The sequence below is a fragment of the Chryseobacterium sp. FR054 genome, from assembly GCF_056844565.1.
The window spans coordinates 557078-570311 of the sequence record NZ_JBXDSA010000004.1 but is presented as its reverse complement, the minus strand read 5'-3'; the positions used below and the strand labels follow the sequence as shown (position 1 = coordinate 570311).

General features: G+C 39.8%; 14 protein-coding genes. 6 read left to right on the top strand and 8 right to left on the bottom strand.

The genetic code is table 11. From position 1 onward, the window contains the following. Positions 1–466: 466 nt before the first annotated feature. Positions 467–1357, top strand: a complete 891-nt coding sequence (locus AC106S_RS18810; RefSeq protein WP_482441206.1) for an AraC family transcriptional regulator — start codon at positions 467–469, stop codon at positions 1355–1357. 52 nt (positions 1358–1409) lie between these two features. On the opposite strand, the gene AC106S_RS18805 is transcribed toward AC106S_RS18810, so the two are convergent. Beyond that, positions 1410–4757 carry a methylmalonyl-CoA mutase family protein gene (locus tag AC106S_RS18805; protein WP_482441205.1) on the bottom strand — a complete coding sequence of 1116 codons (3348 nt, stop codon included), beginning with the start codon at positions 4755–4757 and terminating at the stop codon, positions 1410–1412. Positions 4758–4997: 240 nt separating this feature from the next. On the opposite strand from AC106S_RS18805, the gene AC106S_RS18800 reads away from it, so the two are divergent. After that, the gene (locus AC106S_RS18800) at positions 4998–5330 is read left to right on the top strand and encodes a hypothetical protein (protein ID WP_482441254.1); all 333 of its coding nucleotides are present in this window, start codon (positions 4998–5000) and stop codon (positions 5328–5330) included. Between the two features lie 32 nt (positions 5331–5362). On the opposite strand, the gene AC106S_RS18795 is transcribed toward AC106S_RS18800, so the two are convergent. Further along, positions 5363–6487, bottom strand: a complete 1125-nt coding sequence (locus AC106S_RS18795) for a DUF3667 domain-containing protein (RefSeq protein ID WP_482441204.1) — start codon at positions 6485–6487, stop codon at positions 5363–5365. Positions 6488–6832: 345 nt separating this feature from the next. Between AC106S_RS18795 and rplM the strand changes: the two genes are divergently transcribed. The 4 genes from rplM (at position 6833) to rpsB (ending at position 8651) form a co-directional block, all read left to right on the top strand. Beyond that, complete coding sequence (rplM, locus tag AC106S_RS18790; RefSeq protein WP_002976217.1) at positions 6833–7288, top strand: 50S ribosomal protein L13; 456 nt, start codon at positions 6833–6835, stop codon at positions 7286–7288. A 6-nt stretch (positions 7289–7294) separates the two neighbouring features. Further along, on the top strand, positions 7295–7681 hold the full coding sequence (gene rpsI, locus AC106S_RS18785; protein WP_007843277.1) for a 30S ribosomal protein S9: 387 nt from the start codon (positions 7295–7297) through the stop codon (positions 7679–7681). 8 nt (positions 7682–7689) lie between these two features. Beyond that, positions 7690–7812 carry a hypothetical protein gene (locus AC106S_RS18780; protein ID WP_482441203.1) on the top strand — a complete coding sequence of 41 codons (123 nt, stop codon included), beginning with the start codon at positions 7690–7692 and terminating at the stop codon, positions 7810–7812. A 77-nt stretch (positions 7813–7889) separates the two neighbouring features. Beyond that, positions 7890–8651, top strand: coding sequence for a 30S ribosomal protein S2 (rpsB, locus tag AC106S_RS18775; RefSeq protein WP_123276884.1), 762 nt, complete (start codon positions 7890–7892; stop codon positions 8649–8651). A gap of 70 nt (positions 8652–8721) precedes the next feature. On the opposite strand, the gene AC106S_RS18770 is transcribed toward rpsB, so the two are convergent. The 6 genes from AC106S_RS18770 to AC106S_RS18745 all read right to left on the bottom strand — a co-directional run bounded on the left by AC106S_RS18770 (position 8722) and on the right by AC106S_RS18745 (position 13097). Further along, positions 8722–8907 (bottom strand): bacteriocin-like protein, encoded by a 186-nt coding sequence (locus AC106S_RS18770; RefSeq protein WP_482441202.1) that lies wholly within the window; start codon positions 8905–8907, stop codon positions 8722–8724. Positions 8908–9304: 397 nt separating this feature from the next. Further along, the gene (locus tag AC106S_RS18765; protein ID WP_482441201.1) at positions 9305–9745 is read right to left on the bottom strand and encodes a DUF6759 domain-containing protein; all 441 of its coding nucleotides are present in this window, start codon (positions 9743–9745) and stop codon (positions 9305–9307) included. A gap of 5 nt (positions 9746–9750) precedes the next feature. Next, a complete protein-coding gene (locus AC106S_RS18760; RefSeq protein ID WP_482441200.1) occupies positions 9751–10452 on the bottom strand; it encodes a DUF6759 domain-containing protein in 702 nt (233 codons plus the stop codon). Between the two features lie 15 nt (positions 10453–10467). Continuing rightward, entirely contained in the window at positions 10468–11145 is a 678-nt protein-coding gene (trmB, locus tag AC106S_RS18755; RefSeq protein WP_482441199.1) for a tRNA (guanosine(46)-N7)-methyltransferase TrmB, read from the bottom strand. Positions 11146–11241: 96 nt separating this feature from the next. Further along, on the bottom strand, positions 11242–12015 hold the full coding sequence (locus AC106S_RS18750; RefSeq protein WP_482441198.1) for a DUF6759 domain-containing protein: 774 nt from the start codon (positions 12013–12015) through the stop codon (positions 11242–11244). A 293-nt stretch (positions 12016–12308) separates the two neighbouring features. Further along, complete coding sequence (locus tag AC106S_RS18745) at positions 12309–13097, bottom strand: hypothetical protein (protein WP_482441197.1); 789 nt, start codon at positions 13095–13097, stop codon at positions 12309–12311. Between the last annotated feature and the right edge of the window lie 137 nt (positions 13098–13234).

The following is a 13234-nucleotide window of genomic DNA, read 5'->3' as shown; positions in this document are numbered from 1 at the left end:
AGAACTTCTATGCTCAAAGTAATTAACCTTAAGCATAACTAAAGTGTTAAAAACTTTTGAACCTTTTGCGGTTAAAAATAATTTCCCGGAGATCGCACAAATTACACAGATTTCTATGGATATTTTTTCTCTCGCTGATTTTGCAGATTGAGCAGATGTTTTATTCCGGGATCAATAAAAATCGTAGATTTTTAAAAACTAAATTGAACTTCTATGCTCAAAGTAATTAACCTTAAGCATAACTAAAGTGTTAAAAACTTTTGAACCTTTTGCAGTTAAAAATAATTTCCCGGAGATCGCACAAATTACACAGATTTCTATGGATATTTTTTCTCTCGCTGATTTTGCAGATTGAACAGATGTTTTAAAAACTTTTGTGCTTTTTGCGGTTAAAAATTCACTACCACAGATGTGCTGTAACTTTTCAGATATACCTGCCGACATATCCTGAACAAAAACACGTGATATGTTCAACCGTCTTTCAGAGCATAATTTTAAGAAGATCAAGCTGCCGAGGGAAAGCAGCCTGGTTAACTTTTCGTCTTTCCGTGAACTGAAGACCGATGTTCTGTTCCGGAGTTTCAGCCTGAAATTTGTAACAGAAGGATGTGAACAGTACCTGATCGACGGAACCTTATTTAAAGTGTCAAAAGGAGAATTTCTGGTAGGAAACCACTTTTCCAACGGAAAATTACTGATCCAGAGTGATAAGGCAGTTAAAGGATTGTGCATAGATATTGCCCCGGAGATCATGTCGGATGTTGCCAATGGCTTCCGCTGTCCGGAAATAACAGAGCATGATCCGGAGCTGGTCACCTTTTTTACTTCGGAAAGCTTTGTGGAAAATAAAAGTCATTTTTCCAACAACAGTATAGGAAGACAGCTGCAGCAGATTTCAAGTCAGATATCTTACCGGAAAGACCATCAGTTTGAATTTAATAAAGAGTTTTACTATCTGCTGGCAGAAAATCTGGTTTCTGTTTACTCGCCTGATTTTTACAGGGTTCAGAAGTTGAATGTATCCAAAATAAAGACCCGGAAATCGCTTTACCGGAAACTGCTTGCCGCTAAAAATTATATGGATGAATATTTTGTATCCATAGAGCATATTGAAGAGGTGGCCAGAGCATCCTCCATTTCGGAATATCATTTTTTCCGGCTGTTCCGGCAGGTTTTTAATGAAAGTCCTTATCAGTATATTACCCGCAAAAAACTGAATCTGGCACTCCGGCTGCTGAAGGATAAAGAATTTTCCCTTACCGATGTTGCTTTGTCATGCGGTTTTGCAGATCTTTCCTCATTCAGCAAGAATTTCAAAAAACAGTTTGGGGTTTCTCCCGGCGGCTTTACAGCATAAAAAAGACCTCATACAATGATGAGGTCCTTATATTATTTTAAAGAAGGCTGTTTTACATATTTCTTCTGTACTTACCGCCTACTTCAAATAAGGCGTTGGTAATCTGTCCCAGAGAACAGTATTTCACAGCATCCATCATCACTCCGAATAAGTTCTGCTGGTTGATAGCCGCATGCTGAAGCTGCTTTAATGCTTCTTCAGACTTATCTTCATTGGCTTTCTGGAAGTTGTGAAGCGATTCGATCTGAGCCTGTTTTTCCTCTTCGGTGGAGCGGATGACTTCTCCCGGAAGTACCGTTGGAGATCCGTCTTTACCGAGGAAAGTATTTACCCCGATGATCGGATATTCACCTGTATGCTTCAGCCATTCGTAATGCATGGATTCCTCCTGGATTTTGGAACGCTGATACATGGTTTCCATTGCTCCCAAAACACCGCCTCTTTCTGTAATTCTGTCGAATTCCGCATAAACGGCTTCTTCCACAAGATCAGTCAGCTCTTCAATGATGAACGATCCCTGAAGCGGGTTTTCGTTCTTCGCAAGCCCCAGTTCTTTATTGATGATCAGCTGGATCGCCATTGCTCTTCTTACAGACTGTTCGGTAGGAGTGGTAATGGCCTCGTCATACGCGTTCGTGTGAAGAGAGTTACAGTTATCATAGATTGCATAAAGTGCCTGAAGCGTTGTTCTGATATCGTTGAAATCAATTTCCTGTGCGTGAAGGGAACGTCCGGAAGTCTGGATGTGGTATTTCAGCATCTGGCTTCTTTCGTCGGCTCCGTATTTCAGTTTCATGGCTTTTGCCCAGATTCTTCTGGCTACACGTCCGATCACAGAATATTCAGGGTCGATACCATTGGAGAAGAAGAAAGATAAGTTCGGAGCAAAATCATTAATATCCATTCCGCGGCTCAGGTAATATTCTACATAAGTGAAACCGTTAGCCAGGGTGAATGCCAGCTGGGAAACCGGGTTGGCTCCTGCTTCTGCAATATGGTATCCGGAGATAGAAACGGAGTAGAAATTTCTTACTTTTTCTGTGATGAAATATTCCTGAACGTCTCCCATCAGTCTTAAAGCAAATTCTGTTGAGAAAATACAGGTATTCTGAGCCTGATCCTCTTTCAGAATATCAGCCTGAACGGTTCCACGAACAGTAGCGATCGTTTTAGCTTTAATTTCGGCATAAGCTTCCGCAGGAATAACTTCATCTCCTGTGATTCCGAGTAATTTTAAGCCTAACCCGTTGTTTGAAGGAGGAAGCTCTCCGTTATATTTTGGTCTTGCGAGGCCTCTGTTGTCAAATTTTGCTTTTAAAACTTCTTCTACTTTAGATTCAAGACCGTTCTCAACGATGTATTTTTCAACATTCTGATCGATAGCGGCGTTCATAAAGAAAGCCAGCAGCATCGGAGCAGGTCCGTTGATCGTCATGGATACAGAGGTAAGTGCATTCACAAGATCAAATCCTGAATACAGTTTTTTAGCATCATCCAGAGTGGCGATGGAAACTCCCGCGTTACCGATCTTTCCATAAATATCCGGTGGTAAAGCAGGATCCTGCCCGTATAATGTTACCGAGTCGAAAGCCGTAGACAGACGCTTTGCCGGCATCTCCGCAGATACATAATGGAATCTTCTGTTGGTTCTTTCCGGACCTCCTTCTCCTGCAAACATTCGGGTTGGATCTTCCCCGGTTCTTTTGAACGGGTAAATTCCCGCGGTGTAAGGGAAGCTTCCCGGAAGGTTTTCCTGGCCTTTCCACTGGATAAGATCTCCCCAGTCGTTGTATTTCGGAAGGGCAATCTTCGGAATTCTTAAATGGGATAAAGATTCGGTTGAGGTTTCCACCTTAATTTCTTTTCCACGAACATAATAGGAATAAAACTCTTCATGGAAAGCTTTTTTCGTGTCATCCCATGTTCTCAGGAAGTCGATATTTTCCTGTTGAAGTTCTTTTTCCGCTTTCTGGTATTCAGCATCTAAAGCTTCATTGGAAATGATATTCTTAACACCGTCAATATGATACATTTTTCTGGCAAGTTCAGCCTGCTTTTCAATGTTGGCATCATACTGTTTGTTGTTTTCTACAATTTCGGAAAGGTAACGTACTCTTTTTGGAGGAATGATCGTTACTTCATCGGTTACTTCCTGCTCAACGAAAGTTTTCAGATCCAGTCCTGCGAACTTGTCATTTACTTTAGAAACCAGTCTGTTATAAAGTTCTGTGGTTCCGTGATCATTGAACTGGGAAGCTTTGGTAGCATATACCGGCATCTCTTCCAGCGGGCTTTCCCACAGAAGATGATTTCTCTGGAACTGTTTTCTTACGGCCTGAAGAGCATCCAGTGCGCCTCGTTTATCAGATTTATTTAAAGCGACAAGATCTGCATAATCAAGCATGTCGATCTTTTCAAGCTGTGTGGAAGCTCCGTATTCAGGAGTCATTACATACATCGAAACATCTGCAAAATCAGATACTTCTGAACCGGACTGTCCGATACCGGAAGTTTCAAGAATGATTACATCCGGGTGTGCCAGTTTCAGGACATTGAGCGCAGAATGGATGAACGGAGATACGGAAACATTGTTCTCTCTTGTAGCCATAGATCTCATATAGACTCTCGGATCGTTGATGGCGTTCATGCGGATTCTGTCTCCCAATAGCGCACCTCCTGTTTTCTTTTTGGAAGGGTCTATGGAGATAATGGCAATCTTTTTATCGGTATTGGAACGGAGGAAGCGTCTTACCAGCTCATCCGTTAAAGAAGATTTTCCTGCTCCCCCGGTTCCGGTGATTCCGATGATCGGAATAACAAGATCTTTGGATTTTTCGTCGATGGCCTGTACCAGTTCAGGTTTTTCTTCTGAGAAGTTTTCTACCGCAGAGATAATCTGGGCGATGCTTGTAGGATTTTCAAAGCTGATGGTCTCAAGATCTTTTGCGGTAACGTCTTTTCCGGTGGCAAAATCGGATCTCTGTACAAGATCGTCAATCATTCCCTGAAGACCAAGCTCACGGCCGTCATCCGGAGAATAAATTCTGTCGATTCCATAGGACATGAGGTCTTTGATTTCTTCCGGAAGGATTACTCCGCCGCCGCCGCCGAAAATTTTGATCTGCGGTGAATTCTTTTCTCTTAAAAGATCGTAGATGTATTTAAAATATTCATTGTGCCCGCCCTGATAAGAGGTTAGGGCAATAGCATTGGCATCTTCCTGGATGGCTGTGTTTACAACTTCTTCAGCAGATTTGTCGTGGCCCAGGTGAATGACTTCACATCCGGTTCCCTGGATCACACGGCGCATAATATTGATCGCAGCATCGTGGCCGTCAAATAATGAGGCTGCAGTTACGATTCTTACTTTGTTGGTAGGAGTATATTTTTGGGTTTCCATAAAAAAATAGAAAATTTCTGAATTTTCAAATATAATAATAAAAAAAGAACTTGTGTTTAGTTGTAAGTCTTTGGTTTATATTCTGTTCTGATATTTTATTTAATTATTTTTCTCCGGTTTTCCGGGGTAAGGTTCAACAGCAGCCCTGCTGAAATTAAGCAGCGTTAATTTCATTTTCCAATGACCGGATTTTCAGATTCTCAAATTAAATTCTCTACTTTTGCATCATATTTTACGGATATGCAGAAAGCTTTGATTTATTTCGCGTTGGGAACAGGGGTAAGTTTCCTTATCAATTACTTTTTTTTAAGCTCAGAGAATATTGCGGTAGATGCCTATTATGCCGTTGCTTTCGGATGTGCATGGGGCCTTGCTTACTACCTCGATACTCCGGAATTTTCACTGCCTAAAAAATTAGGACTGTCTTTTGCCGCGATGGGAGTGCTGGTTCTGATAGGAAGTCTGCTCTTTAATCTTCAGCTTGCCATTCCGTCTATTCTGAAATTTTCTACGGTATTTGTAGCTTATTATTTAATAGCCAGTTTCAGGGGAAGCAAATCGCTGCGCCAGTAAACCTCCGGGATCCGGACATTGTATTTCTGCTTTTAATGGAGCATCAGGAAGCTGATAAGGGCTAATCCGGTTACTAAAAACAGGAATGCAAACATATTGAGGAAGAATATAATTCCTCCGATGATAACGCTTACAACGCCGTGGGATTTATACACCCGGTGGTGGGCAACAAAGAAGTAGATCCAGCCATACAGCACAATTGCAATCATTATTATCCTGATCAGCACGGTGAGAAAAGTGATGTCCAGTGCGTTTGTAATTCTGTTTAGGATCGCAAAAATCAGGATGTTTACCAACAGGAAAGAGAAATAGTGCAGGGTAAAGATGCCATGATCAAAATACCACCATTTTTTCTTCCTGTGGAATATCCATAAAAAGAAGGCGAAAACCGGAAGATAGATGAACAGGGCTTTTGGAAGATTATGAAAAGAGGTTTCCATCAGATTTCTCATAATATCCCCTTTTTTTACTCCCTCTTCTTTCAGGCTGAAAAACTTATGGGCAAAGGCATCATTGATAAAACCGAACAGGCGTTTTTTACCGGCCATTCCTTTATCATATTCCTCCTGTGTTTTATAGCCCAGAAAGCTGCTGTTATCGGATATTTTATTCTCCGTATCCATGGTACTTTCAAGGCCTTCCTGGAAACTCTTTAGCTTCATGGAGTCTTCAACATGTTTCTGTACTTCTGTAAGCTTGGTAATTTTGGCAGAGTCTTTCTGTATCAGTTTTTCCTTTTCAATGGCTTTGTTAATTTCTTTTACGACCTGTTGCTGAGGCTGGGTGCTCAGGGTTATTTTGTCTCCCTTGCCTTTACCTTTTTCTGTATGGCCTATATTGAAGGGAGGGAAAATGGCAAACATAAAGAAGGTAATAAAGCTGACAAATATATAAAGCTTTACGGGAGGTACGAATTTCTGTCTTTTTCCTTCCAGATAAGTGGTGGTAAGTTTTCCCGGTTTGAACAGCAGGTTTTTTACGGTACTCCAGAACTGTCCGTCGTAATGAGTAAAATCTTCTATAAAATGGGTGAAAAGATAATAGAATGGCTGGCGGCTTTCGATATTCTGTTGTCCGCAGTGCGGGCAGTATCTTTCTTCCACCTGGTGCCCGCAGTTCAGGCAGTCTTTATCTTCTCTGATTTTTCCGTGGCTCATAGTTCTGGCTTTGGCGCAAATATAATTATTTCAGGAAATAAATGAATTATACGGGGAAGCTTTTACGGAAATCTTTAAAGTAAAATTAATAAAAAGAAAGAGTTGAGGGAAGAAACTCTTTGCTTTGCATCTGTGTTTTTAGAATCTTTGAAACGTTTTTTTTCAACGGTCATACTTTTTACAAGATTTATGCCAAAAGCATTTCGGGTGATAAAACGATTAAAACACCGCAAGTTAGCCCTCATTATACAGATAAAATAAAATATGTTTTTCTGTTACAAAAATAATTTGTACCTTTGCACACCCTTTTAGGGGTAAATTATGTTTAATCTTTAACTAAAACGTGTGAATACATTAAGTTACAAAACTGTTTCAGCGAACAAAGCTACTGCGAATAAAGAATGGGTTGTGGTAGACGCTGAAGGACAGCCGTTAGGAAGACTAGCTTCTACGGTTGCAAAGATTTTGAGAGGTAAGCACAAAACGAACTACACACCTCACGTAGATTGTGGTGATAACGTAATCGTTTTGAATGCTGGGAAAATTACACTTTCCGGAAACAAGTGGGCTGATAAGACTTATATCTGGCATACAGGATACCCTGGCGGGCAGAAGTCTATGACTGCGGCTGAACTTCAGAAGAAAGATTCTTTAAAGGTATTGGAAAAATCTGTAAAAGGTATGTTGCCTAAAAACAGATTAGGTGCTGCTATCCTTAAGAACCTTTACTTATATGAAGGAACTGAGCACAAACATGAAGCTCAACAGCCTAAAACAATTAATGTTAACGAATTTAAATAATTAATTATGTCTATAGTTCACAAAATCGGAAGAAGAAAAACTTCTGTAGCTAGAGTTTATGTAAAACCAGGTTCTGGAAACATTACAGTAAACGGTAAAGATGCTAAAGAATATTTCTCTACAGACGTGATGGTTTACAAACTGAACCAACCGTTTATCCTTTCTGAGACTGTTGGTCAGTATGACGTTACCGTAAATGTATTCGGTGGTGGTAATACAGGTCAGGCAGAAGCTATCAGATTAGGTATTTCAAGAGCTTTATGCGAAATCAACGCTGAGTTCAGATTAGCATTGAAGCCAGCTGGTTTACTTACAAGAGACGCAAGAATGGTGGAAAGAAAGAAGCCAGGTCAGAAAAAAGCAAGAAAGAGATTCCAATTCTCAAAACGTTAAAAAAGCGTATGGCTATTGGCTTATGGCGGATAGCTTTAGAAAAATTTTTAAAAAATTATTTTTTAACCCAAAGCTGGAAAGCCAACTGCAAAGAGCAAGAAGCCAACAGCAACTTTGCCCGTTACGTTTAGCATCCAAACGCTTCTCCCATCTAAAGAAGTTGTTGATTGTTTAAAAGACGGAAAGTAAACTAACAAAAACAGAAAACATGGCAAAAGCAAATGTAAAAGACCTTTTAGAGGCTGGCGTACACTTCGGTCACATGACCAGAAAGTGGAACCCAAATATGGCTCCATACATTTTTATGGAGAAAAACGGTATTCACATTGTAGACTTACATAAAACAGCAGTTAAATTGGATGAAGCTTGTAACGCTTTAGAAAAATTAACTTCTGCAGGTAAAAAAGTTCTTTTCGTAGCAACTAAAAAGCAGGCGAAAGAAGTAGTTGCAAAACACGCTGCTGAACTTAATATGCCTTATATTACAGAAAGATGGCCAGGAGGTATGCTAACGAACTTCGTTACAATCAGAAAGGCGGTAAAGAAGATGAACTCTATCGACAAAATGAAAAAAGACGGTACGTTCGAAACTTTATCTAAAAAAGAAAGATTACAGGTTGACAGACAGAGAGCTAACCTAGAGAAGAACTTAGGTTCTATCGCTGACATGGTGAGACTTCCTTCTGCTGTATTTGTAGTTGACATCTTAAGAGAGCACATCGCGGTAACTGAAGCTAAGAAACTAGGTATTCCAGTTTTCGGTATCGTTGATACAAACTCTGACCCAAGAAAAGTAGACTTCGTTATCCCAGGAAACGATGATGCTTCCAAGTCTATTGATATGATCCTTAGCGTAGTTTCTGAATCTATCAAAGAAGGTCAGTCTCAAAGAAAAGCTGATAAAGAAAAATCTAAAGAAGAAGGAGAAAAGGTATCTGCTGATACAGATGCTGATTTCGATGCAGAATAATTAAAGATTTTCTTTAATATAGGAAAAACGCCGGATTTAGGTCCAGCGTTTTTTTTGTTTTTTAATTGAATTAACTTCCTTTTTTAGGACAGACCAGCAGGCCCGGAAAATCTGGATTATTGGAAGGTACACCTACTCTGCATACGCCTGAACAGCACATTTCTCCCATATCCAGGTTACAGCCATCCATACAGTTTCTGTATCCTCCTTTAATGGTTCTCAGTTCACCTCTTGTTACTTTTTTTAAGTTTTTCATAGTTTTGTTTTGGTATTTTTCCTACTCTGTAAGCTTTTCGGATTCCGCAGTATTGAGGATTAAATGTAGTAAAAATTTCAATATATAACACCTGACAGGGAATTATTTTTGTTTTCTGCCAATACAGCCTTAGAGAATGATTTTAGACCCTCAGCACGGATTTTTTTTAAATATTTCAGTGAATTATCAGGGGGAACTGCCTGTAATGACTCACTATTCATTGCCCGTCCCATAGCCCCGATAGTAACGGTTACCCCGCAGCTGGCGCAGAAAAGCAAATGGATTGATGAGGGAAAGTGATGGCGTGAGGAGTAAGAGTGGATAGCGGGAAAAAGCTCCTGAAAAATATATTGATCGAAAGAAAAACCCACAGAATAGACTGCGGGTTGATTTTTTATTAATTGGAAAGCTTTATAGAATAAGAGCTTGTGATGAATTTCGTCGCCTGATAAGATGAGCCGCAAAGCATACCGGAGAGCTTATAATTCTGGTTTTTTGGGACCATGGTGTATCCCATTTTCCCGGAAGCGATAGGGATTTTTTTGAAGAATCCGTTTCCGCTGACGGTGAGCACCATATTGCACCTGGAATTGTTCTCTACGGAAATTGAAGTCCTGGGATTGGAAGGAGAGTCCGAATTCAGGAGGTCATTCAGCACATCGGCCGTTTCCGGCTTATAGGTTTTTATCAGTTCATTATACTCTCTTTCGGTATTGGCAGTATTACTGGTTCCGGCTCCTCCGGAAGGGTAGGGATTTCTTACAGGGTAATTCCCGTAATTTACACTGCAGCCGGTAAGGATTACAGAAATTCCGGAAAGTATGAACAGCTTTTTCATGCCTGTTATTTTTTAGATTTTTTCTTTTTCGACGGTTTTGTATGGGGCTTTTCCTTTCCCTCTTTTTCCCGGTCCTGGCTGGCTTCAGGATTGGGAGTACGCGGATTTTCAATGACTACAAATATACTTTTTTTTATATCTTTCTGTGAAGTGTATTTTACATCGCAGACATTGCTGTTGAGACTGTAAGACCCTTTATTGAGCACGATAAAGTTTTCACCATGCGCAGGAACAGCAAGGTTGTAGAAATCTTTTCCTTCAATTCTCAAAATAATATTGCAGTCCGAATTATTTCTGAAAAGCAATATGGCTTCTTTCTTGGTAATGTCTTCATCAAGCATAGCGTTCAGAAGCTTTACCGTTTTTTCCTTATGCTGGTCAGAGGTTTCTGCGATCAGTTTTTTGAATTCTTCGGCATCGGAGGAACTGGAATTTCTCATAAACCTGTTGGGGATATCGGTGATTACCGGTCTGGCTTCCATAGGTCTGGCATTCTTTGCTCCTTTGGTCCATTCGGTGTTCTTCAGAGCGATCAGTTTAGGTTTCAGGACACTCCTTTTGGGATCGTCCGGATGCGCCGTTTTAAGATACTCTTCTATTTCTCTGATATTTGTGCTTTTAAGGATATCTTTGCTTTTTTTCTGTGTGAAAGCAAAGCTGGGGATTAGAAAAGTGAAGAGCAGTACGGTTAAAAAATTTTTTTTCATCAATGTTTCAGTTCATCAGGTTATACGGAATTTTATGTAAGTTATGGTTTTGCCTTTGGAAGAAAATAATTCTTCGTAATAGGTTTTAATATCTCTAAGATGTTCTGTGTTCGGGTCGTATTCCGGGGCTCCATAAATGTCGTGGTGGGCGGTAATGATCTCATACCCCGCACCCTGAAGGTATCCGAGAGTATAGCCGTGGAGGAATTCCGAGTCGGTTTTCAGATGGATAATTCCGCCCGGTTTCAGGAATTTTTTATAACGGTTAAGGAAATCAGGATGAGTAAGTCTGTGCTTGGTACGTTTGTATTTGATCTGCGGATCCGGGAATGTGATCCAGATTTCATCTACTTCGTTTTCGGCAAAGAAGTGATCTACAAGTTCAATCTGGGTTCTGAGGAATGCCACATTATTCATTCCGTTTTCCACGGCTTCTTTAGCCCCGAACCAGAATCTTGCGCCCTTAATATCGATCCCGATAAAGTTTTTTTCAGGAAATGTTCTGGCAAGACCTACCGAATATTCTCCTTTTCCACACCCCAGTTCCAGAACAATAGGGTTGTCGTTTTTAAAGAAATCCTTTCTCCAGTTTCCTTTAAGGGGAAAACCTTCCAAAGCTTCTTCCCTTGTTGGCTGGATAACGTTTGGTAATATTTTGTTTTCTGCGAATCTTGCTAATTTATTTTTGCCCATCGAGTCATTTATAAAATCCCGCAAAAATAGCAAAATTTGCACAGAATACCTTGTCTTTTAAAGATAAAAGACATAGAATGAGCTTATTTGTAGTGGTTATTTGCCTGCTGAACTTCCCAGTGCAACCATGATCGCTTTTTCAATGGTTTTTTGTGAAGCATACTGCGCACCGCATACCAGGCTGGAGAAGAGATACTGGCCTTTGTTGACAACAATTGAGCTTTCTTCATGGGCTGGAACAGCGAGTCTGTATTTGGTCGTTCCTACTCCCTCCATTCTTACGATGATGTTACAGTCGGAATTATTCCGGATCAGGACGATGCTCTCCTTGCTGTTCGGATCGTTATCGAATAATGAGTTTAATATTTTTACGGTACGGTTCTGATGTTCCACCGGGTTTACCGCCATCAGCATATTGAATTCTTCTGCTTCTGCATCAGGTATGGCAGCATTGGCCGAAGGATTTACCACATAGGTATTCTGGGCATTACTTGGCGTATAAACAGCGTTGTATTGTTTGGCGGCAAGTTCAGCTTTATATCTGGCGATCTGCTTCTGCTTGATAATGGCATTCATCTCATCGAAACTGATCTTGGTGGAGGGTCTTCTTTTCAGGAGTGCCAGCATTTCCTGCATATCTTTTACTTTCTGGTCCGCCGGATGGGCATTTTTGATGTATTCTTTCATCATTTCCATTACCCGGGGCTTAAGAACAGATCTTTTGGGATCATCAGGATGGGCATCTCTTAAAAATGCATTGATTTCGTAGATATTTTTACTTTTCAGAATATCCGTATAGTCTTTTCCCTTTTTCTGGGCAGACAGGCTGATGAAGAGAACTGAACTAAAAAATAAAAGTAATTTTTTCATTAACAGATTTTAAATTAAAAAAATGCTTTCTCTTAATTGGTGTTTGGAGTGATTAGTTTTTATATGACAACGAAATATAAGTATGTTTATTTTAAACACGTCATTGTGAGATAAAAATAAACATATTTTTGAATATTCAAAAATATCTGCTATGGATTTTTTAAGCGTTTAATATTGAGAAGGGCCGGATGGGTAATAATCTGATCTGTTTCAGCACTGAATTTTCTCTTGAAAAATGGGCCGGAAACTTCTAGCAGGCAGGTTATTCAATAAGATAACCTGCCCGGATCATTTTATTTGACAATATCCAGGAGGTTGGAATTTTTAAGTCTTTTCTGGTAAATCGGCATATATTTCTCAATCGGAACTTTAATCGCTTCAAAATTGCCGGCCAGCACATAAGCCTGTATGTTTTCAGAGGTATATACAAACTGAAGGAAATTATCGATCAGGTTTTCCGGAATTTTAAATTTAAGGAAGTAGTCTTTTCCCAGGTAGTTTTTAATCTGGGTTATGGAACTGTTCATTTTTTCATAAGCTACATAACGCTGTTTTTTCTTTCTTTCGCCGGAAAGAAGATCATAGATGCTTCCCAGACTGAATGTAAGCCCTCCGTCTCTGAGCCCGGCAATCGGAAGTTCAGGAGAAGTTCCGTCTCCCTTAGGTTCCGGCAGCCCGATTACCTTTTTAATGGCCAGTCCTTTATCTTCTTTTCTTATAGAATTCACGTCATATCTCAGGTTTCCGGTAGGCTTGAATCTGCTGATCACAATTTCCTGAATTTCATAATAAGCAATTTTCAACTCAACCAGATTTCTTTGCTGAAGCATCTGAGGAGTAAGGCGGATGTCCTTTCTTTCTGTAACGATAGAAGTAAAGCGGATAACATCTCCGGGTACGGCAGGAATATTATAATTTCCGTTATAATCTGTCAGTACCGTTTTCTGAGTATTCAGATTGGTAACATATACCTGGTTGAGATACAGAATCGAGTTGTCTTTTAGAAATACCTCTCCGGAATAGTTCTGTGCATGGATCTTTACCAGAAAAACCAGCAGTAAAAGAGTAATTAGCTTATTCATATATGGTGGCAAAATTACATAGAAATACAGCAATTCATACTCAATAAGATCATGATTACAGGTTAAAGTTATATTAAACTTTGTCAGTAAACTGTTAATGAATGTTATAAACCTTTTATCAATAAAAAAATAATTAA